Source organism: Luteococcus sp., from assembly GCF_043424415.1.
Lineage (GTDB): Bacteria > Actinomycetota > Actinomycetes > Propionibacteriales > Propionibacteriaceae > Luteococcus.
The window spans coordinates 25,355-50,223 of sequence record NZ_JBHWOO010000055.1; the positions used below are offsets into that span (position 1 = coordinate 25,355).

Annotated in this window: 8 protein-coding genes; all 8 read right to left on the bottom strand. The window is 65.7% G+C overall.

Annotated elements, in window-relative coordinates:
- Position 1: 1 nt before the first annotated feature.
- The 8 genes from fabG to ACHFFZ_RS03055 are packed head-to-tail and all read right to left on the bottom strand — an operon-like array spanning position 2 to position 24,533.
- Positions 2-736, bottom strand: coding sequence for a 3-oxoacyl-ACP reductase FabG (gene fabG / locus ACHFFZ_RS03020; protein WP_394275185.1), 735 nt, complete (start codon positions 734-736; stop codon positions 2-4).
- 2 nt (positions 737-738) lie between these two features.
- Positions 739-1,506 (bottom strand): thioesterase II family protein, encoded by a 768-nt coding sequence (locus ACHFFZ_RS03025; protein WP_394275186.1) that lies wholly within the window; start codon positions 1,504-1,506, stop codon positions 739-741.
- Positions 1,503-7,562 (bottom strand): amino acid adenylation domain-containing protein, encoded by a 6,060-nt coding sequence (locus ACHFFZ_RS03030; protein WP_394275187.1) that lies wholly within the window; start codon positions 7,560-7,562, stop codon positions 1,503-1,505. The genes ACHFFZ_RS03025 and ACHFFZ_RS03030 overlap by 4 nt, the downstream gene beginning before the upstream one ends.
- Positions 7,562-12,043 carry an amino acid adenylation domain-containing protein gene (locus ACHFFZ_RS03035; protein WP_394275188.1) on the bottom strand — a complete coding sequence of 1,494 codons (4,482 nt, stop codon included), beginning with the start codon at positions 12,041-12,043 and terminating at the stop codon, positions 7,562-7,564. Before ACHFFZ_RS03035 ends, ACHFFZ_RS03030 begins: the two co-directional genes overlap by 1 nt.
- Before the next feature lie 12 nt (positions 12,044-12,055).
- The gene (locus ACHFFZ_RS03040; RefSeq protein WP_394275189.1) at positions 12,056-17,521 is read right to left on the bottom strand and encodes an SDR family NAD(P)-dependent oxidoreductase; all 5,466 of its coding nucleotides are present in this window, start codon (positions 17,519-17,521) and stop codon (positions 12,056-12,058) included.
- On the bottom strand, positions 17,511-20,843 hold the full coding sequence (locus ACHFFZ_RS03045) for an amino acid adenylation domain-containing protein (RefSeq protein WP_394275190.1): 3,333 nt from the start codon (positions 20,841-20,843) through the stop codon (positions 17,511-17,513). Before ACHFFZ_RS03045 ends, ACHFFZ_RS03040 begins: the two co-directional genes overlap by 11 nt.
- Positions 20,840-24,040 (bottom strand): type I polyketide synthase, encoded by a 3,201-nt coding sequence (locus tag ACHFFZ_RS03050; RefSeq protein ID WP_394275191.1) that lies wholly within the window; start codon positions 24,038-24,040, stop codon positions 20,840-20,842. Before ACHFFZ_RS03050 ends, ACHFFZ_RS03045 begins: the two co-directional genes overlap by 4 nt.
- Positions 24,041-24,080: 40 nt before the next feature.
- Positions 24,081-24,533, bottom strand: a complete 453-nt coding sequence (locus ACHFFZ_RS03055; protein WP_394275192.1) for an acyl carrier protein — start codon at positions 24,531-24,533, stop codon at positions 24,081-24,083.
- Positions 24,534-24,869 lie beyond the last annotated feature (336 nt).

Here is a 24,869-nt window from a genome sequence, read left to right on the forward strand (position 1 = left end):
CTCACTGCATCCCGCCGTCGACGGTGAGCACTTCGCCCGTCATGAATGACGCCTGGTCCGAGAGCAGGAAAGCGATGACGTCGGCAATCTCGCCGGGGGTGCCGAGGCGCCGGAGCGCGGTTCGCTCTCGCACCTGGTCGAGCAGGTGCTGAGGCAGACCCTCCACGAGGTCTGTCGCGATGAAACCCGGTGCGACGACGTTCGCACGGATCCCGTAGCGGCCCGTTTCCTGAGCCAGGCTCTTCGTGTACCCGATGATGCCGGCCTTCGCAGCGGCGTAGTTGGCCTGGCCGGCGTTCCCGCGCAGACCAGCAAGCGACGACATCGTGACGATGCTGCCGCGACGTCGTCGCATCATCGTGTCCAGCGCTGCTTGGCAGACATGGTGGACACCTCCCAGGTCCACGCGCAGCACACGATCCCAGTCCTCGGCCTTCATCAGCGCGACCGGCTTGTCTCGCAGCGTGGCTGCCGACGCCACGACGGCAGTCACGGGACCTAGCGCGTCCTCCACGGTCTCGACCAGTTCCCGCACCGCGTCACGATCGGCCACATCGGCGGTGAACCCGCAGGACTTCCGACCTAAAGCATGAATCTCCCTGTCCAGGCCAGCGGCCGCCTCATCGTCTCGGGCGTAGCAGTAGCCGATGTCATACCCATCGCGCGCCAGGCGAATCGCGACGGCACGGCCGATGCCGCGCGTCGCTCCCGTGATCAGCGCAGTGTCCGGTTTCATGGTCAGTTTCTCGTTTCAACGATCCGACGACGCTGGCCCAGCTCGATGGCGGCGGTGCGCACCATCACGGTGAATATCTCGCTCATGTGCTGACTCAGGTAGAAGTGGTCGCCCGCCCTCACGTCGGTCCGGAGGGGGCGTGTGGTGAAGCGCGCCCACCCCTGCAGGGTCTCCACAGGAACGAGGGGGTCCGCATCTCCACCGAAGGCAACCAGGGGTAGGTCGAGAGGGCTTTCATCCGTCGGCGCGTAGTTCTCCAGCGCCCTGCCGTCAGCCCTCATCGTCGTGATGATGTGCTCTCGCATCTCGGGGTTGCTGAGGAGTTCCAGCGGCGTGGCGCCCAGTCGGGCCAGACGTTCCAGAATGCCCCGGTCCGTGAGCTGGAAGCCGCCGTCGCCTCCGTTGTTCCTGGGGGGCTGAGACCCCGAGACGAACAGGGCCAGCGGTGAGCGAACGCCCCGGCTCTGCAGGGCATGAGCGAGCTCAAAGGCGACGATCGCGCCCATGCTGTGACCGAAGAGTGCGTAGTCTCCCTCGATCTCGTCGACCATCCGGTCAGCCAGGCCCGTCACCAGCGTCCCCATGTCGTCCGTGACAGGCTCCGCCATACGAATGCCGTGGCCCGGGTACTCGACGCAGGATGTCTGCACTCCCGGCATCTGCAGCCAGGCGCGATATGCGCTGGCCGTCCCGCCCGCGTACGGGAGGGCGAAGATGCGAATCCGATCACCAGCGCGCGGTCGCGACGAGAACATCCAGCTCTTACTCACGCTTCTCCTCGATTCTGACGGGGGTCAGGATCAGACGGCCGCGGGAGGCGGTCTGCCAGCAGCGTTGGCACCTCTGACAAGGGTAGATCCGGTCTGGCCAGCACGGCGTGAAGCAGCACTGGCCAAGCCGCCACCATGTCGGCGAAGGCATGCTCGTTGAACCGGTTCGGCGCGTGCATCCACAGTCCTCGCAGCTCGCCGTCCCGTTCGTGCAGCACCAGGTACAGGTCGAGATTGGCCGGACTGATCGAGCCGTGCATCTCGGGAATGAGCTGCTCGGCGGCTCCAACTGGCCGCCACGGCGTTCCGACCCAGCCGCCCAGGTTCAGACGCACAGATCCGAAATCCACCACGTTGAACATGGTGCGCATCGGGTCCCACCGGCCGTCACTCGTAGCCGCGAGCTGGCGCAGGGGGGCCTGCTGATGCTCTCGGGCGTCCAGCAGGCTGAGCCGAACCTGAGCCATCACGTCGCCGAAGGTGGCCCGCTCGGCTATTCGGGTGCGGATCGAGACCTCGTTGACCAGATATCCGACCATGGTGTGCGTCTCCGGCTCGTCTCGCCCAGCTAGTGGCACAGTGACCAGCACGTCGTCGGTTGCGGTCGCCACCGCTTGGAGCACCTGGAAAACGGTGAGGAGATAGACGAATGTGCTCACCGACGCGGCCGCGGCCGCTGCCTTGAGCTGCTCATTCTCCTCCGGGCACAAGGAGAAGCCGGTGATCGTGGCCACAGCGGGACGCGGTTCACGTCCTAGCGGCCGCAACGTGGGCGCCGGCGGCAGGTCACTGAAGAGCGAACGCCAGTAATCGGCGTGGACCCGGCCAGGGCCGAGCTCGTTCTCACGCTGCTGCCATGCGGCCAGGTCGGCCAGCTGAAGACTCGCGAAGTCGCGCCGGGCAGGAGTGCCGTCGCGCTCCGCCACGTAATAGTCGGCGAGGTCTTCCACATACTGCGCAAATCCCCAGGGATCAACGCTGGCGTGGTGGAAGGCCTGCGACAGGACCCACCGCCGATCCCCCGTGCGCAGTAGGACGGTGTACATGGGGCTGCCCTTAGCGACCGGCATGGGCGTGCTCTCCAACCGGGCGACAACCTCCTCCACTGCGGCCTCAACGAGCTCTTCGGTCCCCCCACGCAGGTCGTGGACCTCTAGGGGCCAGGGGCTGGCTGGCTCCACCCGCTGAAACCATTCGTCGCCTTCGTGGATCAAGCAGGTCCGGAACACCTCGTGCTTCTCGCGCACATTGTCGAGCGCCCGCTGGAGCGCGTCGACGTCGAGTTCTCGGTCCGCCGAGGCTCCCTCCGGTTCGAGGACGACGGTGGCGACCACGTTGTGGTGGACCGCGTCCGCCCCAACGGGTTCAGTGATTTTGTTCAGCTGCTGGTGGGTGACTGGCATGCGGTCGCTGCGGACGCTCGGGCGGATTGTGGCGACCTGCCGGGAAGGCAGGGGCTCCTGAGCCGCGTCAACGCCAGCACGGGCTATTGTCTCAAGGCACCGGACCAGTTCGTGCTCGAAGGCCTCAACCTCCGGCGTCGTCCACGAGCTGTGGTCCCACATGACCTGCACCTGGAGCCGAGAACCCGCGTCGGTCTGCAACGAGACCACGTTCACCTGCAGTGGACGGGTGAGGAGCAGCGATCGAGCGGCCGTCCCCTCACCCATGAGCTCCCTCTGGAGTCGGGTGACGGGCTGCCACGCAAGATCCTCAAGCCCCGCGGTCTGCTGCCCAAGGTAGTTGAATACCAGGTATGCCTCAGGCAGGTCCCCCAGCGGCGAGCCCTCGGCAAGATAGCGGAGTGCGCCGTAGCCCAGCCCGTCGTGGGGATAACGGCGCTGCGAGATGACGGCTCGCCGCAGCAGAGTGCGCATCTCGTCGTCGGTGGCCGGGCTGGCTCCCAGATCGACGCTAACCGGATACACGCTGGTCAACCAACCGACCGTCCGGCTGGCGTCCACGTGCCCCAAGTGACGGCCATGCGACTCGACCTCAACTAGCAGCGGCCCGGTGCTCTGGATCCCGAGGTTGTCCCGGGCGGCTAGGGCGACGGCGCTGAGCAGGACCTCATGAGCGCTGGCGCCAAGCCCTGGGCAGATCTCCTCCAGCAGCCGTCGCGACGTTTCCACGTCAAGAAGCAAGGTGCTTTCGCCGACCGATGTGCCCGTTGCGAACACACTTGGCGCGCGCAGGGGAGTCGCGCCGCGGGTGAGCGTCTGCCAGTCCTCGATCTCGGCCTTGCGCTGGGGGCTGCCCGCGTCTTCACTGACTGTCTCCGACCACGAGCGGGCCGAAGTCGGCACGGGCGGAAGTGAGATCGGCTGCCCGGTAGCCACCTGCTCGAGTGAGGTGCGCAGGTCTTCGAGGATCACTTGCCACGACATGCCGTCCACCACGACGTGATGGATCACGAGCAGCAGCATGGGCAGCGCGCCGTCGCGCTCAAACAGTCGTGTTTCCAGGTTGTGCCCGCGCCAGGGATCCAGCCTCTCTACGGCAGCGGTGACGGCGTGGAGCAGGTCTTCGGACAGATCGGCCACGCTGGTGCTGGCGACTTCGACGGGTGGCGGGAGGATCTTTCCTTCTGGGACGTGAAGGGTCCATGTCTGCGGATCAAGGGTGGCAGCCAGGATCCTGTGATGATTCACCAGACCATCGAGTGCAGCAGCGACCTGCGTCGCTGTCGTTCCCTGCGGCAGTGTCACCAGGACGCGGTGGCTGTATCCGGAGATCTCTCCTCCGCGGCGCCGCAGACGTCGCAGCATGGGGCTCGGTGCACAGTCGCCCGCTCCGTCATCGTGAACGGACGTCACGGCGGCGGCACGGCTCCCGACAGAGGCTGCGATTGCCGAAACGGACTCGTGCACGAAAATGTCGCGGGTGGTGAGAGTGATGCCTGACTTGCGCGCAGCAGAAACCACCTGGATGGCTCGCAGCGAGTCCCCACCGAGCTCGAAGAAGCTGTCAGTGGCGTTCACCACCGGGCGATCCAGTACGTCGGTGAAGGCGGCGGCGATCGTCGTCTCCAGTCCGGGGGCCGGGGGGCGTCCGAGGCCTGCCATCGTGTCCGGGGAGCTTGGCGAGGGTAGCGCCCGCCTGTCCACCTTGCCGTTGGCGGTCATGGGCAGAGCGCCCAGCACCGTGACGGTGCTCGGGACGCAGTGCCTGGGGAGCCGCTGTCCCACCCAACGCCGGACCTCATCACCGTCGACCGTTCCAGCACTCGTGACGATGTACGCGTCCAGCTGCGTCACCCCGGCCCCGTCGCTGCCAGCCACGACAACAGCGTTCGTGACTGCGGGATGCGACAGGAGGGCGGCCTCTACCTCGACCAGTTCCACCCGGTAACCGTGGATCTTGACCTGGCCGTCTTCACGTCCCAGGAAACGCAGCTCGCCCGACTCCGTCCAGCAGACCTTGTCTCCGGTGCGGTAGACGCGCGAAGCGTCCGACACAAAAGGATCATCGAGGAAACGGCTGAGGGTGAGCTCAGGCTCGTTCACGTAGCCGACTGACACCTGCCCCCCGGCCACCCACAGCTCACCTGCTACGCCGGGTGGGGCCAACTCACCTTGTCTCACGACATAGCAGCGCGAACCAGGCACAGGGCGACCCAAGGGGAGGAATGCACCGTCTCGGTAGTCGCGGAGGTCGCAGGTGACCACGCCAATCGTTGTCTCCGTAGGACCGTAATGGTTGTGCACCGCCGTGTCGCCGGCAGCAGCCAGCAACTCGGCCACCTGTGACCGCGGTGCCGCCTCTCCTCCGAGCACCAGCGAGCGACGCGGCATCAGTGCGTCGGCACCGACCACACGCATCAGCGCGCCCAGGTGAGTGGGGACAATCTTGACGTAGTCGATCTCCCTTAAGCGGATCAGCTCCGAGACGGCGTCCGCGTCGACGGCTGTGTCCTTGTCCACCAGGTGCAGCTCGCCCCCTGTCCCCAAGCTCGAAAAGAGGATGGTGCCCACAAAGTCGGTCACTGGTGGCTGCAGAACAAGGTACCGAGCCTGCGGAGAACCCATACCGAGGGTCGAAGGGACGGACGACACGTAGGTCTTAATGTTGGCATGCGTCACCTCCACGCCCTTGGGTTTGCCGGTCGAGCCAGAGGTGTAGAGCACATATCCCACGCCGTCAGGTGCCGCACCTGGCAGCTCGGTGCCCGTGTTTGCAGCGTCGGCAAGCGTCGAAAGAGTGATCCACTGACAGTCTCCACCGACATCAGGGCGGGCCTGCTCGTCCGAGACCACCAAGGCGGCGCGGCAGTCCTCCAGGAGCATGTTGACGCGTACTGAGGGCCATGACGGGTCCATGACCAGATAGGCAGCGCCCGCTTTCCAGGTGGCCAGCATGCTCACCAGCAGCTCAGCGCTCAGCGGCAGTGACAGCGCCACGACGTCGCCCGGTCGGACTCCAGCTGTGACTAGTTGCCGTGCCGTCTTCGTGGCGCGGCTGTCCAGCTCGCCGTAGGTTGTCTGCCGGTCCTTCTCGACGATGGCCACCCAGGACGGGTGCTCGACCGCCACGCGGGCGATGTCCTCCGAGAGCGTGGCCTCACCCACCAGCTCGAGCCGCTCTCCTGTGGCGAGTCCGAGAACCTCCTCTCGCTCGTGCACGTCGCAGAGTGGCACGTCGGAGAGCCGCAGCGACGGGTCAGCGACGAACGCACGCAGGATGCGGATGTAGTGGTACGCCAGTCGCCGCGCTGACGCGTCATTGAAGAGATCGCGTGCATGCAGAAGTTGACCTGTAACCTGCCCCTGGTCCTCGCGAAGATCCAGCTGCAGGTCGTACTTGATCAACGTCTCGGCCGATACCACGGGCTCGATGCGTACCTCGTGGGACTCCCAACGGGGCAGCGGCACGTTCTGGTAGGTGATCATGGCTCGGAACAGAGCCGGTGCGCCTGAGTGCTGAGCGGGAGCCACCCGCGTGATTACGTCTTCGATGGGGACGTCCTGGTGGGCAAAGGCGTCGAAGCACACGCGGCGGAAGGTGGCAAGGTGATCTGTAAACGTGGCGTCCCGGTCCACCCGGCACCGAAGTGCGACTGAGTTCATCAGACAGCCGATCAGCTGCTCCAGTTCGGAGTTGCCACGTCCCATCACGGGAGTGCCCACGCACACATCGCACTCACCAGAGACCCTGGCGAGGAGCGCGTGGAAGGCTGCCCCATAGACCATGAATGGGGTCATGTGCCGAGCCCGGGCCAGCTTGCGCACCCCGTCCACCAGCGATGCGTCGAGGCTCAGCGTGTTGGATCCGGCTCGGTGGCTCGGTCGGGCTGGACGAGGTGCGTCTGTGATGAGAGGCAGTTCGGATGGCACTCCCGCCAGGTTCTGCTCCCACCATGCTAGGTCGGCTTCCCGGTGGGGGTCAGGGACGGAAAGGTGGGCGGCGAGATCGGGGAACTGCAGGGTCAGGTCAGGGAGCGTGCAGACATGGCCTTGTCGCAGGCTGTCGTAGGCGGTGAGGATCTCCCGCATCAGCACGCTGACGGACCACAGATCGCCCACCACATGGTGCAGAGCGAGGAGGATGGCCCGCTCATCGTGGGCGAAGGTCAAAATCTCGATGCGAAGGAGCGAGCCGGACTGCAGGTTGAAGGGCTCAGCGGCCAAAGCGGCGAGCCGTTCGCTGGCAGTTCGCTCACGCTCCATGACAGGCAGTCCCGGCACCGACATGCGACGAAGTGAAGGGGGCAGGTCGGGCTTCACGATCTGGACAGGTTCGCCGTCCACGAGCGAGAAGACCGTGCGCAAGGACTCGTGCCGCCGCACGACGTGCTCACAGGCCATCTCGAACGCCTGAGGGTCGAAGGCGCCCCGGACGCGGAGGCCGCCGGTGATTACAAATGGGTTGGTGCCCTCGGAGAGCTGGTCGGCCAACCACATCTGTCGCTGTGCCGAGGTCAAGGGGACGGGGACTGCCGGATTCTCCCGACGGCGGATACCGACAGAGGTCGGGCCCTGGAGCCCTTCGGCTGCTAGGCGCTTGCTGAGCAGCGCCCGCCGCTGAGCGGAGAGATTGACCGACGTCGGGGCTCCCATCAGTCCTCCGCACCGCCCAGCTGGGCCGCGATCTCCTCGTCGGACATCGCGCTGAGCTCGACAACCAGCTCTGCGGTGCGCTCTACCAGAGATGGGTCGGGCGCGGTATCCAAGACAGCCGCCGCGAGACCTTCGACGGTGGGCTCGGTAAACAGCCGGTGCAGGGGCACGTCAATGTCGAAGGTCTCACGCATCCTCACCATGACTCTCGTACTGAGCAGCGAGTGGCCGCCCAGATCGAAGAAGTTGTCGGTCACTCCGACGCGCTCGATACCGAGCACGTCGCACCAGATCCCCGCGATCACAGCCTCGAGGGGCGTCCGGGGTGGGACGAACTCGGTCTGGGCGATGTGGCCGGGCGGTGGCAGGGCGCCCCGGTCGATCTTGCCATTGGGCGTCATCGGGAATGGGTCCTGTATCACGAATGCGCTGGGCACCATGTACGCCGGCAGTGTCTCCCACAGGCCGCCGCGGATGTCCGGGAGAGCCATCGCGAGTCGACGACGCGCCACGGCGTTCACCAGCCTGGCGGGGCGCGGGCCGTCGGGCAGAGTCGGGAAGCCGCACAGCGGTTCGCCATCGACTCCGCGGCGACGGGCGACGAGCGAGAAGTTGCCGTCTGCACCGTGTGCTCGCATCTCCAGATGAGCAGCGAACCCCGCATCCTCCACGGCCCGGACAATCTCGCTCGGATCCGGGACCGACATCTCACTCACCTCGCGCAGCACCTCAGCGAGGGTGGCACCTCCGGCCTTCTCAGCTGCCGCCAGCGTGGCGCTCACCTGAGCTACACGACGGTTCGGGATATCGAGGACCACCACGCAGTCATCGGTGCCTGCGAGCCACTCCCGAACGCTGTTGAGCCCGCCAGCGGCTGCCTCCCAGGCGTACGTCTTGGCAGCTACAGGCGTCACCTCGCCACAGTGAATTGTCACGTCGTACCGGTATCGAGTCATATCCGTCTGGTCGGCCGAGCGCTTCGCCAGGACATGCACGGCAGCCACGTCGTCCCGCTCGTCCGCCAATTGCGTGAATAGGTGCGGGTCGATGACGAGCTCGGAGTCTTCGGTCACGGCCCGGTCCGTGATCTGGACCAGGGCACTGGCCGCGACGGAGGGCTCGGTTCGCCGCAGCGCGGCGTCGGCGTGGAAGGTGGATAGCAAGGGCAGACTTCTGACGTCTCCCATGAACAGGACCCCGCCGGGAAGCAGGCGTGCCAGAGCAGCGTCGATGACGGCCCGCAGGTAGCGCTCGTCCGGGAAGTACTGGGCAACAGAGTTGATGACGACCAGGTCAAACTGCTGCGGCGGGAGTTGGTCAACTTGGTGCGCCGCCAGTCGCTCTACCCGGACCGAATCGACGACCCCCAGCGCCTCCGCTCGAGCCTGCAGGCTCGCCACGGCCGTGGCCGATGTGTCGATCGCCCAGTAACGCTCGACCTGCGGTGCGACCCGGCTCAGGATCAGGCCCGTGCCACCGCCAATCTCGAGGACCCGGGACGGATGCAGTTCCATGATCGTTGATGCGGTCTCGTCCGCCCAGCGAGCCATGACCTCTCGCTCGATGGCCTCCCCAGTGAGAGCGCTGCGCCAGCCGGCGAGGTTGTCATCAACAACGCTGTCGGACTCCGAGGCCTGCAGGTAGGTGGTGTCCCAAACCTCACGCCAGCGCTCGACCTCGTGGGTCCACTCCTGCGTGCCGTTGGAGCTCGTCTCGTCAGTAGGTGAGAGGTAGGCCACCAGACGATCGCCGGAAGAATCGTCGTCGCGCACGATCACGACCGCGCGTCCCACCTCCCGGTGAGACTCCAACACCCTCTCGATCTCGCCCAGCTCGATGCGATGGCCGTGGATCTTGACCTGGTGGTCCGTGCGACCAAGGAACTCCAGGCGACCGTCGTGACGACGGCGGACCAGGTCGCCGGTGCGGTAGAGGCGGCCACCGTCGAGGAACGGGTCGGCCACGAATCGCTCAGCGGTGAGCTCGGGACGGTCGACATAACCGTTCGCGACCCCGTCTCCGCCGATCCACAGCTCCCCTGGTACTCCGACAGGGAGGCGACGCAACTCCTGGTCCAGCACACGCAGCGAGGTGTTGGCTATGGGCTCGCCAAGGTGGATGAGGTCGCGACCAACATGCGCCACGGACGACCAGATCGTCGTCTCGGTAGGGCCATACATGTTCCACAGGTCCACACCCAAGTCGAGCAGGCTCGTGGCGAGTGTGACCGAGAGCGCCTCGCCGCCTACCAGGGCCTTGAACGGCCGCTCAGGCGCCCAGCCGGCCTCGAGCAGCATCTGCCAGCTCAGTGGCGTGGCCTGCATGGCCGTCACCTGGTGCTCGTTAATGAGCTGACGCAGGCTGGTGCCGTCGATGGCCTCGTTGCGGGTGGCGAGAATGATGCGGGCGCCCGAGACCAGCGGCAAGAAGACTTCCAGGCCCGCGATGTCGAAGGAGATGGTGGTGACGGCCAATAGCACGTCGTCATCGCTCAGGCCAGGACGCTCCTGCATCGAGCGTAGGAAGTTGTCCAGCGCACGATGTGGGATCTCTACCCCCTTGGGCTGGCCGGTCGAGCCTGAGGTGTAGATGACGTACACGGCGTCGGAAGGGGCCACGGTCACGACCGGGGCCGGCGCCGTAGTCACCTCCTGGGCGAGGTCCTCCCACAGCAGCAGGCCCTTGAACGCGTGCAGGCCGAGCTGCTCGGTGACAACTCTCTCCGAGATGACGACCGCCGGTGCCGCATCCTGCAGCATGAAGGTGATGCGCGCGGCCGGGAACTCCGGGTCCATCGGAACATACGCGGCTCCTACCTGCATCACCGCGAGCAGCGCGGCGATGAGAGCCGGACCCCGCTGCATGCACACGGCGACGCGATCGCCCCGGCGAACTCCTCGCGCAGCAAGCACAGTGGCCGCTCGCGCGGACTGCTCGGCGAGCTCCCCGTAGGTGAGCTTCTCAGCGCCGCACACGATGGCGGGCCGGTCGGGATTCTGGGCGGCCACCGAGGCGATGCGCTCATGCGTCAGCAGGCCATCTGGCCACGAACGCTCCGGCCCGATCTCCCATGCGCGCAGGGCAGTCTCAGCCGTGTGGTCGGCCAGCGGAACCGCATCGACTAGTGCGGTGGGGTCGGCCACTGCGTGGGCGACGAATGTGGCGAGATGGTCGCCTAGAAGGGCGATCGTCTCATGGTCGAACAGATCCGCGTTGTACTCGAAGCGGCCGGAGAGAGCCTCCTCGTCGAAGACCTGGAGTTCGATGTCGAAGCGCGCGGCACGGCTAGCCACTTCCACATCGTGGAAGGCGGCTCCGGCGGCCTCGAGCTTTGGCATGGGAATGTTCTGGTAGATGAAGGACACCTGGAAGACGGGAGTGCGGGAGGCGTCTCGAACCGGGGCCAGGTCTTCGACCAGCCGCTCGAACGGTAGGTCCTGGTGACCGAACGCGCCCAGGGCGGACTGACGGGCCTGAACCAGGGCATCGGCGTAGGTCGTCGTCTCGTCGAACTGGAACCGCATGGCCAGCATGTTGACAAAGTAGCCGATCGTCCCGGCAATCTCAGGACGGTCCCGGTTGGCGGCCGGCACACCCACCACAACATCATCAGCGCCGCTGTAGCGGTGCATGAGAGTGGCGAAGGCTGCCAACAGAGCCATAAAAGGCGTGACTCCGTAGGTCTTGGCCATCGCGCGCAAGGCAGACATCTGGGCCTTGTCCAGAGCGAACGGGACCGAGCCACCGCGATTGGTCTGGACCGCGGTGCGAGGACGATCGGTGGGGAGCTCTAGCGCGGCTGGGATGCCCGCAAGCGCAGTGCTCCAGTACTCCAGGTCGCCCTCGAATGCACCCTCGGCCATCTTCGTGGCCTGCCACTGGGAGTAATCGACGTACTGAAGCCTTGGCGGGGTCAGAACCGGATTGTCGCCCAGTCGCAGGCAACGGTATGTCTCCAGCAACTCCTGCACCATCAAGGCCGTCGACCACAGGTCGGCAACGATGTGATGCACCGTGATGAGCAGAACGTGCTCCTGTGCGGTCAGACGCAAGCAGCGCATGCGCAGGAGAGGACCGCGGGACAGGTCAAAGGGACGCGCGAACTCCTGCGAGGCCACCGCGATGAGCGCATCGTCGTCGAGTAGCTCCGGAGCGTCAACCAGTTCGACCTCAGGTGTCAGACTCTCGTGGACGACCTGCAGGGGCACCCCGTCGCTGGCCTCGAAAGTGGTGCGCAAGGCCTCGTGACGCGTGACGATGCCTTCCACCGCCATGCGCCAGCACTCCGGGTCGAAGTCGCCGGTCACGCGGAGAGCTCGAGACAGGTTGTAGGAGGTATCTCCTCCCTTGAGCTGATCGAGGAACCAGATCCGCTGCTGCTGGATCGAGGTGGGGAAGAGTCGCCTCGGCCGCTGCCGTAGTCGCTGCGCCAGCAGGGCTCGCTTCTCCTCGACCGTCAGGCTGGAGGGATCGCTGCTCATGTTCTGATCTCCTTAGACGTTGCCATCAGCGGCCAGAAGCGAGAGGTAGGCGTCTAGCTCTCCCTCGTCCATCTGCTCGATCGCCTCAAGATCGACCTCCTCCGTGCGGGAGACGGCCTTGATCTCCTCGCGCTGGGGCGCCGCACCGTCGCCGGAGGGATGGAGCAGCTCGGCCATGCGCGCAACAGTCGGGGACTCGTAAAAATTAGCGATGTCCATCTCCATTGCGAGGCGCTGCTTGATGCGCGTGACGATCTGCACGGCAGCCAGCGAGTGCCCCCCTAGTTCAAAGAAGTCGTCATTCACGCCCACATCCTCAATGCCAAGCAGATCCGCCCAGATGGCCGCCACTGACGCCTCCAAGGGGGTGCGAGGCGCGGCGAACTCCGTCGCCAGTGGTGGGCGCGGATGCTTCGTTGTGGGGCCGGAGATCTGCTCCTGCAGCATCGATGGTGTCAGTCGGGAGGCCAACTCTCGACGGTCCTCGAAGTCGTCGTCTACGACCAGGACGTGGGGCGGGAGTACTCGCAGCGAGAGCAGCCTCTCAAAGGCTTCCAGCATGTCCTGCTCGGTGTGGCCAACCATGAGCATGTCGAGCTGAGAGTCGGTGGGGCGCACGTCTTCGGCGGAGACCACTCGCTCCAGCTCACCGGCAATGTGCTCCTGCAGCGCCGCGATGTCCCTGACGACCCGGACGGTGTAACCCTCGATCTCCACCAGGACACGACCATGAGGATCGAGAATCTCCAGGTCCGTTGACAGGGTTTCGGCTCCGTCCTGGGTCACGGCCCCCTTTGGACGGGTGTGGACAACGACCTCGCTGGTGAGCGGATGGCGGTAGCGCAGTGTGCGGTAGCTCAACGGCAGGTAGTTGGGGTCCTTGGCATCCATCCGGAACACGCCCACGGCGATGTCCAGGAGCGCTGGGTGCAGGGGGAAGAGTGTGACGTCGTCACGAAACTCGTCGTCGAGGGCGAGCGTGGCGAAGGTGTGCCCCTCGGCGAGTTCAAGCCGACGGAGCACGTGCCAGCGCGGCCCGATCGCAAACTTCAAGGGCCCTTCTGTCCACTGCTCGGCCTGGGCGCGATCGAAGACCGACTGCTCGTCATGGAAGTCCTCGCGAACGGGATGGGCCCGTCGAAGTGCGTCGAGGTCCTGCGGAGCGACCTCGGAAGGGGCCTCCCAGGTCACCCTTCCAGTCGCATTGTCCTGCCAGGTGTGGTCGGCTGGGTTCTGGCTGCGAACGGTAAAGAACTCACCTTCGGGCGCAGTCTCGATGACAACACTCAGGGTGCGCTCCTGCCCGTCGGGCACGAACGCCGGGGATAGGAAGAGGATGTCCGACAAGACCATGGTGCGTCCTTGGGCACGGCCTGCCAGAGCGCCGCGGACCAGCTCGATATACGCGGTGCCCGGCACAAGACCGCTGCCCAGGAGCCTGTGATCGTCCACGAACCAGCTCTGGGCTGTCGAGATGGTGCAGGTAAAGGTTTCCCGCTCGGGGGCGGCGGAGACGCGCCTGAGCATGGGGTGCCCGATATCTCCGCCGACGGAGTGGTCAGTGTGGGCTGCCATGCCCACTCCCTCCCACCTGCTCCAGCCGATTGAGGTGGCGCTGAGGCCCTCGCTGCGCAGCGAGGAAGCACGCGCATCGAGGTAGGCATTGGCAGCGGCATAGTCGCTCTGGCCAAATCCGCCGAGGATTGAGTTGACCGACGAGCAGAGCAGGAATGGGCCGACGTCGTGGCCGTGAAGAGCCTGCGCCAGAGCCTCCGTCCCCTCGACCTTCGGGCCGAGGATGGCGGTGACGTCGTCGAGATTCTTCGAAGCCAGCAGCCCGGCGCCAGGCAGTCCTGCGGCGTGCACCACCATGTCGAGACGGTGACCGCGGCTCGCGAGTTCCGCCACGACCTTTCGCACGGTGTCGGCATCGGTGATGTCGACGGTACGAACCTCGATGCGCGCTCCTAGTTCCTCGAGCTCCCTCACCAGTTCGATCTTGCGGCGCACCAGGTCCTCGCTTGCGCGCGTGGCCAGGGTCGCGTCGTGGTCATCGCGAGGTGGCATCTCCGAGCGCTGTAGCAGCACGATTGTGCTTCCTTGGGTGCGTTCGGCGATCCTGCGTGCGATCGCACTGCCGACCCCGCCCAGGCCGCCGGTGACGACATAGAGGCCACCGTCTACCAGACGGGACTCCCCCGCAACGTCGGGAAGGGTCTCGAAGCTCCGGATCCACGCATGGGCGCCTCGGATCGCTACGTCCTGGTCCACGCCCATTGCGAGAGTCTCATGCAGCACGTCCGCCACGGCCTCCGGCAGGTCCGCGAGGGTGCTGTCCAGATCGACCACCCGCGTGGAGAGACCTTCGATCTCCTGGCTCAAGACCGCGCACAGTGCCGCCGGCAGGGCTGCGTCGGCATGGACCTCCTCAGTGCCCAGAACCTCGTGAGCGCCGCGCACGATGACGGTGAGCGCGGTGCCCTCGCTTGGGGGCACCAGCGCGAGGTGCTGGCCGAGGGCCAGCAGGTGCTGGTAGGCCTCCCGGCCGTCGCGGGTGCCGGTTGCGGCAACGATGTGCAGCGCTGCTGAGGATGGCTCGCTCGGCTCGACCGTGGCGAGCACCTCGGCCCACGCAGTGTCCTGAGTGGGGATCACTGTCGAGATCGGGTCCTCTGCAGGAAGCAGGGACCGCAGCGTATCGGCCTGGCGCTCGTCCGAGACGAGAAGGAGCCATGTTCGGTGTGCCGCCTCTGACCCGGATGATGCCAGCCGGTGCCAGGTCGGAACGAGCAGCGACGGGCCTGTGGGGCGTCGCCTCTCAGGTTGCTTGGCGGCGGCGACGGGATCAATCCAGTGACGTTCCCGCTGGAAGGGATACGCCGGGAGAGCGACGTGCTCTGTCGCGTTGGGAACAAGAAGGTTCTCGTCGTCGACGACGCCAGCCGCCCACAGCGTCCCCAGGGCGGTCGCCATCTGGACACGGTCCGTGCCGACGCGCCGTGGCTGCGGGAGGGTGGACACGGCCACACGGGACGGGGTCCAAGACGCGTGGTAGCTGATCAGCGTCGAGAGTGAACGACCAGGTCCGACCTCCACGAACACCGTAGCTGGGTCTGCGAGGAGCGCATCCACAGCATTCGAGAAGCGCACCGTCCGTCGGAGGTGCTGACCCCAGTAGACAGGATCCGTTGCCTGCTCTGAGGTGAGAACCTGTCCCGTCACGTTTGAGTAAAGAGTTATCGACGGCGCGTGCAGATCCACGCCAGTAGCCACCTGTGCCAAACGCTCGATGGCGGGGTCCATGCTGGCGGAATGGAACCCATGAGACGTCTTGAGTGGGGAGCACACGATGCCATCTGCACGCATTCGCTCAGCCAGTGCCGCGATCGAGTCGTGCGAGCCCGACAGACTGCAGAAACCGGTCGAGTTCACCGCCGCGATCTCGATGCCCTCACCGAGGTACGGCGCAACGTCGGCCTCGCCGAGTTGGACAGAGAGCATCGCACCGGCCCTCATCTCCGAGACGATCCGGCCGCGGGCTGCGACCAGCAGCACAGCGTCATCGAGACTGAGTACCCCGCCCACGCAGGCGGCGACATACTCTCCGATGCTGTGGCCGATCATGGCCTTGGGGACGACGCCGTGATCGATCAACCACGTCGCGAGGCAGTACTCGATCATGAACAGGGCTGGCTGTGTGTACTGCGTCTGTCCCAGCAGTTCGGCGCGCTCCTCGCCATCATGCAGGACCAGTTCCAGCAGATCGACTCCCAGCTGTACTCGGAAAAGTTCGCCGCAGCGATCCAGTCGAGCGGCGAAGTCTGCGTCGTGCGCGTAGAAATCGGCCGCCATCCCCGGATATTGGGCCCCTTGACCGGGGAAGACGAAGGCGACCTTGGCGCGCTTGTCTGCAGTGATGACGTCGTCGACGCTCAACCGACGAAGCGCGAGTAGTGCACCGTCCCTGCCCGTGGCCGAGACAGCGACGCGGCGCTCCAACCATGTGCGCCCGCGCAGGAGCGAGCTGGCCACGGTTGCCAACGCCAGTTCAGTGTGGGCCTCTAAGTGATCGGCCAGGCTGTTCGCCGCCTCCAAAACCGCCACAGGAGTGCGCCCCGACAGTGCCAGACAGAACGGCGCATCATCGTCGGCGGTGGCCTTGTCGGCTGGCCGCTGAGGGGCCTCCTCGAGCACCAGATGAACATTTGTTCCTCCGATGCCGAAGGACGAGACGCCAGCCCGACGCGGGCCGCCCGAGGTGTCCCACGGGCGAGTGGAGTCGATGATCGTGAACGGACTGCCGACCAGGGACAGCTCGGGATTCGGCTCGGAGAAGTCCAGTGTGGGAACCATTTCCCCGTGCTCGAGCATCAGGACGGTCTTGATGAGGCCCGGAATGCCCGCGGCAGCGTCGAGGTGCCCCACGCTCGACTTCGCAGAGCCGAGTCCGCAGAAGCCCTCGTCGTCGGTGCCCGCTCTGAACGCCTGGGTAAGGGCAGCGACCTCGATGGGGTCGCCCAGACGGGTACCCGTGCCGTGCGCTTCCACGTAGCCGATGCTGCGCGCGTCTACCTCGGCGATATCGAGCGCCTCCATGATCACCGCCTGCTGCCCGGACACGCTGGGGGCGGTGTACCCGACCTTGTCGTCGCCGTCGTTGTTGAGGGCGCTCCCGCGGATCACGGCCCGCACGTGGGTCTGCGCGTCGACCTCTTCCATGCGCCGCAGCACGACGAGACCCACGCCGTTGCCGGGCACCGTACCCGCCGCATCTTTGTCGAACGCGCGGCAGTGCCCGTCGGGGGAAGTGATCGACCCCTCCTGGTAGGGGTATCCGTCTCGAAGTGGGGCGGTGACCGCCGCCGCACCGGCAAGGGCGACGTCGCACTCGCCGTCGAGCAGGCTCTGGCACGCAAAGTGCACTGCGGTGAGCGCGCTGGAGCAGGCGGTTTGCACGGTGACGGCGGGACCGGTCAGGCCCAGCTTGTAGGCGGTGCGGGTGGCGAGAAAGTCCTTGTCGCTGGCCTGGAGTACCTGATACCGACCAAAGGAGTCCAAGAGGTCGTGGTTAGTGAGCAGGTTGTTCAAGAGGTAGGTGTTGGTGCCTGCGGCTCCGAAGACGCCGATGCGACCCTCGAAGCGGCTCGGAACAATCCCCGCGTCCTCAAGCGCCTCCCACGCGCACTCAAGAAAGACTCGCTGCTGAGGGTCGATGACATCGGCCTCACGCGGAGAATACCCGAAGAAGTGCGCGTCGAAGGCGTCGGCACCTGCGAGGTAGCCCTTCACCGGCACAAAGCCCTCGGCGGCGAGGTCCTCGGGGTTCCCTCCGTCGGCAAGCAGCTCGTCCGTGGTGAACCGGGTGAGCCCTGAGCGCCCGTCCCGCAGATTCGTCCAGTACTCGTCGACGGAAGCAGCTCCAGGCAGGTGCGCTGCCATGCCAATGATGGCGATGTGGTGGGACGGGTCAGTGTTCACGGTGGTCCCTCTCAGGAGTGGACTGGCGGCGCTGGGATGCACCACGACGACGATGGGCAAGCTCGCGACGCTTCTCAGCTCGATCGTGAGTCTGCGTCGCGACGGAAGTGGTGGCGGCGGCCCCGCCGGCGAGGTACTGGGCAAGGGAGGAGACGGTGGGGCGCTGGAACAGGTCCACCAGCGAGACCGCGTGACCTTGATCCGCGAGCCTGCGCTGGACCTCTGCCAGCAGGAGGGAGTGACCGCCCCGATCGAAAAAGTTGTCGTCCCGGCCCACGCTGTCCACCCCGAGGACGTCAGCCCAGATCGTGGCGATTGTCACCTCGAACTCGGAGGCAGGGGCGACATAGGCCGTTGCGGTGATCTCGGTCTCCGAGGGCGCTGGCAGACGTCGGCGGTCCACCTTGCCGTTCGCGGTTAGCGGCAAGGCGTCCAAGATCTCGACATAGCGCGGAACCATGTACTCGGGCAGGGCACTCTTCAGCGCCGCGATCACGAGCGCGGCGTCGATCTGAGCATCTCGATGGGGTACCACGTAGGCAACCAGCCGCACGTCATTGGCGGCCCTCCTCCATGGAATGACGACTGCCTCAGCGATTTCGGCCTGCTGGCATAGGTGGTGCTCGATCTCACCGAGTTCCAACCGCTGGCCGCGCAGCTTGATCTGCTGGTCGATTCTGCCGAGGAAGTAGAGCACCCCGTCGTCGTCGAATCGCGCGAGATCGCCGGTACGGTACATCCGAGCGGCAGGGTCCTCACTGAAGGGATCGGGCACGAAGCGTTCTGCAGTGAGCGCGGGGCGGCCGAGATAGCCCTGGGCCACGTTGCGGCCACCAATCCACAGCTCGCCGGTGACGCCAACTGGGACGGGCTGGAGCTGGTCGTCAAGGACGTAGATCGACGTGTTCGAGATTGGCCGGCCGATGGGTGTAGGCCCCACGTCTTCGGCGCTGCACCTCCAGTGCGTGACGTCGATGGATGCTTCCGTCGGTCCATAGAGGTTGTGTAGATCGGCAGAGGATCGTCGGCACCACTCCTGCCGTAGGTCTGCGGGGAGGGCCTCTCCGCTGCATACCACATGCTTCAGAGAGCTGAGCTCCTCCACCCGCTGACTCATCATGGCGCGCAGCATCGAGGGAACGAAGTGGATTGTAGTGACCCCCCATCGCTGGATGGTAGCGGCCAAGGCTGCGGGATCGCGATGGGCATCCGGCTCGGCGACGACCAGATGCGCCCCGGTCATGAAAGGCCAGAACAGTTCCCAGACCGACACGTCGAATGTGATGGGAGTCTTGTGCAGCACGACCTCGCCAGCACCGATGCGGAACTGCTGCTGCATCCACTCCAGGCGATTTCGAAGTCCGGCATGAACATTGACAACACCCTTGGGACGGCCCGTCGAGCCAGAGGTGTAGATCACGTAGACCGGGTCCTCACCCGAGACGGGAGTGCGGACCCGGGTGGGTCCAGGCAGCTGCGCCAGGAGCTGGCCAGCGTCCACCGTCCAAAACTCCACCGGGTGGCCACAAAAGGACTCGAGGAGGGCATCGTGGGTGATGACGAGGTCCATCCCAGCGTCCTCGAGTATCTCGGAGACGCGCGTCCGTGGATAGTCCGGATCGATCGGGACGTAGGCTCCGCCAGCTCGGACAACCGCCAGAACGGCGACCAGCAGCTCCACCGAGCGCGGTAGCGCGACGCCCACCAGGGAGCCGGGACCCACGCCGCGGCCGACCAGTCGTTGCGCCAGCACCTCGGTGGCCCTGTCGAGCTCGGCATAAGTGAGGGTGGTAGCCCCGAAGGTGAGCGCCGGTGCGTCCGGGGTGGCCCGGGCCTGTGCGTGGAACTGCTCGTGGACCCAACCATGACTTACCGGCCAGGTTTCTTTGGTGTTATTGAAACCGGTCAGGATCCTGTTGCGCTCCGACTCGCTCAGTAGCGGCACCGCTCCCACGGCCTGCTGGTCGTCGGCCGCGACGCTCGCGATGGTCTGGGACAGGGCACTGGCGAGACGCGCGATGGCCTCAGGGGAGTACGCGCCGCAGTCATACTCCAGGTATCCGGTCAGCGCGCCGCCGTCGTGGAAGGCCTGCAGCTCCACGTCGAAGCGAGCGCCTTCGTTGACGAGCTCGATCCGATGGGCAGGGGCTCCGAACAGCTCGGGCATCACGGGCTCAGGACCGTAGGTCAGACTGACCTGACACAGCGCCTGGCGGCTCAGATCGCGCTCCAGTCCGAGCATGCCCACGACCAGGTCGAAGGGCACGTCAGCGTGGGCGTGCGCACCCACGCAGGCATCCCGAACCTGGCCGACGAGCTCGGCAAACGTGGCCTCGGGATATAGATGAACAGGGATAGGAACGACGTTGATAAAGTAGCCGAGCACGTCCTGAAGCTCTGGCCGGCTGCGGACTGAGCTCGGGGCGGCGATGGCGAAGTCACGCTGCCGCGAAAGCCGTCCCATGACCAAGGCGTAGGCAGCCAGCAGAGTCATGTAGGTGGTCCCGCCGTGTGCTCGGCCCGCAGCAGAAAGGGCGTCCATGACGTCCGCGGGGATAGTGATGGGGTGTTGAGCGCCGCGAAGCCTGGCGACCTGAGGACGGACTCGATCGGTCGGCAGTTCAAGGACGGGGTCGACCCCCTTCAGGGCCTCACGCCACCAGTCCAGCTGGTCCTGCCAGGCTTCACCCTCTCGCTGCTTCTGCTGCCACACAGCGAAGTCGCCGTAGTGCACGCTGGAATGGCTCTGCACGTCGAGGCCGTCCCGCAACGCGAGGTAAGTGTCCGATAACCGCGAGACCAGAAGCCTGGCCGAGATGCGGTCGACGAGGAGGTGGTGCCCGGCGAACACCAGGACGGTGCGGCGTTCCGAGCGGGCCAGACCGACGCGAAAGGGGACGGCCGAATCGATGTCAGGCGGGGGTTGGCCGAGCAGGCTGTCCGCGAGCCGAGCAACCTTGGCTGTCGTCGCCTCACCGTCGAGCTCGAGAATCTGCAGGGTCGTCTTGGCGTCACGGTGGATGATCTGGACTGGGCGCGCCGGATCTTGCCCGAAGGTTGTGCGGAGCACTTCTTCGTCTGCAGTCACGCGATCCAGCGCCTCCTGTATAAGGCGCTCGTCGACGACCGCGTCGAGGACGATCGCGGTCACCCCCCAGTAGGCACGGCTGCGGGGATGTAGTTGCTCCATGAACCACATGCCTTCTTGCGAGACCGCCAGAGGCAGCCGCTTGGTGGCAGGAGTTTGCTCCTGGAGCAGCTGCTCGAGACGGCGCCGTTGCTCAGGGCTCAGCCTCGCGAGCCGCTCGTTCAGATCGGTCATGCGTTGGCTTCCGGTGTCGGAGACTGTCCCTCGTTCTCCACCTGAGCGAGCAGTTCAGTCAGCAGGTCCTCGTCGACGGACGTCAGCGGGCTGATCTCTGGCTCGTCAGGGACGGGTCCCGCTGCGCGCTCCGTGTCAACCTGCACAACCAGCGAGCTTGCGATGTCCTCTAGCGTCGTCCCGCGGAGGAACTCGGTCATGTCGATCTCCACACCGAGGTTGGAGGAGATCTCATTGCGCAGCTCGATCGCCATGAGCGAGTCGAGGCCCAGGAAGGTCAGCGGGACATCGACGGGTATCGCAGAGGAGAAGCCCAAGGAATGCCGCAGACGCATCTTTAAGCTGTCCAGCAGCTTGTCCCTCCTGAGGTCCTCGGGGCTGTCGAGTAGTTCCTGCCGCATGATGATCTGCTGTCCAGCCGTGCCCTGGAGCGGCCCCTGCATGAGGGGGTCTGCGGCGGACCGATCTGCGACCGCCGGTTCCGGCGAGGAACGCGGCTGATCTGGCTGCGCAGTCAGCCGGCGACGGCCCAGTTCGATGCGGTCGAAAGGATATGTCGGGGCTGGCACCTTGCGGGCACCGCTGCCGTCGAAGACTCCTTCCCAGCGAGGATCGTGGCCGTGCACGAACAGGCGAGCGACGGCGGCGAGTATGGCCTCGTCTTCGGGGCGACGCCGTCGCAACGACGGGACCATGAGTGGCTTAGCCTCGGCATCCAGCGAGTCGAGCGCCATGCCGAGGGCGTCGGCCCCGGGCCCGATCTCGACGAAGGTGCCGCAACCGATGGTTGCCAGGGTCTTCACCCCGTCCGCGAAGCGCACTGCCTCGCGAGTCTGGGTCGCCAGGTAGCCAGAAGGAAGGGCAGTCCCCGACGCGAGGATGCTGCCGGTCGCGCCCAGGACGAGTGGCAGCCGCGTGGGCTGCAGATCGTGTGACGCCTGGAGGGCGGCGAGCGCGGGTAGAACTGGCTCCACCAGCGGGCTGTGTCCAGCGCGGTCGGAATCGATCTGCATCACATGCATCCCCTGGGCCTCGCAACGCTGACGGGCTTCCTCAACGGCTTGTGCGGTGCCGGACAGCGTGATGTTGGCTGGACCGTTGACACCAGCCACCGAGATCTCTCCAGTCGGCAGGTCGGCGATGATCTCTTGCAGTGTCTCCAGGGCAGCGTTCACACCGATCATCGCTCCACCTGGTGGCAGCTCGGCCATCAGGGCTGCTCGGCGCACGACCAGCTCGAAGCCAGAATCTGGAGAAATGACGCCAGCGGTTGCCATCGCGGCGTACTCGCCCACACTGTGCCCCAGAACCGCGTCGGGGATGATCCCCCACGACTGCCAGGTCGCTGCGAGTGACATCTGGAGCGCATAGAGGGCGGGGGACGCGAACTGAGGCTCGCCCAGACGGGAGTGATCGTTCTGGGGCCACATGATCTGCGTGAGCGAGACCCCGGCCAGATCGCGCATCATCGCATCGAAGGTATTCATGTGCTCGGCGAAGACCGGGCTCGCAGCGGCCAGTGCACTTCCCATGCCTGCGTAGTGAGCGCCGGTTCCAGGAAAGAGGAAGGCCACGGCTCGGGGACGCGCCACCGAAGTCGCCTGCCACACTGCGGGCGAACTGGCCCTGCCGCGAATCACGTCGTCGAGGAGCTGGGCCGCCTCGTCGTTAGTCCTGGCAAGTACCACGGTACGCTGTTCCCAGGGCGTGCGCGATGAAGCAGTGAATGCAAAATCGGTGTAGGAAGCCGATCCCTCTCTCAGCTGGTCCTGGAAGCGGCGCGCGAGTTTGCGGAGCGCCTTCGGCGTCCGGGCGGTTACAGCAAACAGGCGTGGACGCGCCAGGTCCTCCTGGCCAGCGCTCGCTCGAGGAGCAGGTGCTTCCAGGATCAGGTGAGCGTTCGTTCCGTTCAGCCCGAATGAGCTGACTGCGGCGATCCGACGGCTGGCTGCTGCGGGCCACGGGATGAGCTCGTTCGGGATCTGCATGGAGGTACCCTCGAGCGGCAGCAGCGGACTCGCCTTGCGCTGGCCACGGTTGGGCGGGATCGCGCCGCGCTGAAGACAGAGCACCGCCTTGATGAGGCCGGCCATACCAGCGGCAGCCTCCGCGTGCCCCAAATTCGTCTTGACTGCACCGAGGTACAGGGGCAGGCCCGAGGTCCGGCCATACACCTGTCGCAGCGCCTCGACCTCGATCGGGTCACCCACCACGGTGCCGGTGCCATGTGTCTCAATCAGCGCGACGTCGTTCGGATCGACACCGCTGCAGCGGAGTGCCTCGTGCATCACGGCTGCCTGCATCGCCCCATTGGGTGCGGTGAGACCGGCGCTGCGGCCGTCGTGGTTGACGCCGGAACCCCGCACGACGGCCAGGATGTTGTCTCCGGCCTGCTCCGCGTCTTCGAGCCGCTTCAGGACAAGGACACCGACGCCCTCGCTGCGCACGAATCCGTCCGCGTCCGCGGCGAAACTCTTGGTCTCTCCGTCGGAGGCGAAGGACTGGCTCAACTGCGAGAGGGTAATATCGCCCACGGGAGTGAGCATGGTGCTGGCTGCGCCACAGATGACCATGTCAGCCTCTCGCCTTCGAAGCCAACCGCAGGCTTCGTGCACGCTGACCAGCGAAGAAGCGCAGGCTGCATCGAGAACCATGCAGGGTCCGTGCAGGTCAAGAAGGTAGGACAGGCGTCCAGCGCCGATGCTGTGCGCGGATCCGATGCCGGTGTAGGCATTGATCGACATGATGTCGCCCACCGCCAGGCCTGCATGATCAGCACCTGACAGCGTTGCGCAGACGCCGGTTTGGGACCCCGCCAGGGACTGCATCGTGCAGCCAGCCAGTTCCAGCGCCTCCCAGGACGTCTCAAGGAAGAGCCGGTGCTGGGGATCCATGGCTTCGGCCTCTCGGCGAGAGATCCCGAAGAACTCGTGGTCGAAGATGTCGACGTCATCGAGGAAACCGCCGAATCGACTCGCGGTCTTGCCGGGGAGCTGGGGTGTCGACGAGTAGAACTGCTCCAGGTCCCAGCGGTCTTCAGGCACTTCGTCGATGACCGTCTGGCCGGCCACCATCAGATCCCAGAGGTCTTGAGGGGTCCGCACTCCGCCAGGGAAGCGGCATGCCATCCCGACGACTGCGACTGGACCGCTTTGGAGGTTCTGCAGACGAGCCTTCAGCTCGGTGTGGCTCTGCATGACCGCCTCGAGGGTTCGTTGGAGACGATCCACATGAACGTCAGTCACCGTGTGTGCCCCCCTGCGAGAGCGAGTTGAGGAAGGCCTCGAACTCGGAGTCCGACATGGTCAGGAGGTCATCGACCGCGACGTCTTCTGGCACCGGAATCGGCTCGGTCAGACTCAGGTGGTGAGACTCGTTTGGCTCCTGCGCAGAAAGCAGGTAGCCCGTCAGTGCCTCGAGGGTCGGGTACTGCCAGCAGATCGTGGCCGGCAGCTGTCTTCCCGTGATCTCCTCGACCCTTGAGCGCACGCGCAACATCTGCTGCGAGGTCATCCCCAGCTGCATGAGGGAGATATCGACCGCGATCTGTTCAGCTGGGGTCCCGATGATCTCAGCCACGGCGCCGGTCAGTGCCGACAGGAGTTCGTTCTTCGCCAGCAGGTCGTTGGCGTCCCGAGCTGGCGGAGCGAGAGGCAACGTACCAGGGTCATTCGCTTCTACCGCGCACATGTGACGGGCCCCCCGCAACGGAGATGCGGCAACGATTCGGACACGACAGCAAGAGACATTGAACGGCCTCCTCCCGACTGGGTTTGGATGGGGTGTGCTCGTGCACCAACGCGACGCACCAACTGCCACCCGCAACGCGAGTGTATGATGTCACGAAGGGAAATCCCATAGCGTCTTGGCAATTCCTGTGGTCCCGGGCCGGGGTGTTCAAGGCTCTGAGGTGGGCCATCGTGGGACCGGATCGCCAAGAACCCTGGCCCTGAGCGTCGAGAGCGAGCCGGGCTGGGCACTCCCCCCGGTTCAGGACGTTCTTCTGCAACAGCGCGAAGAACGACT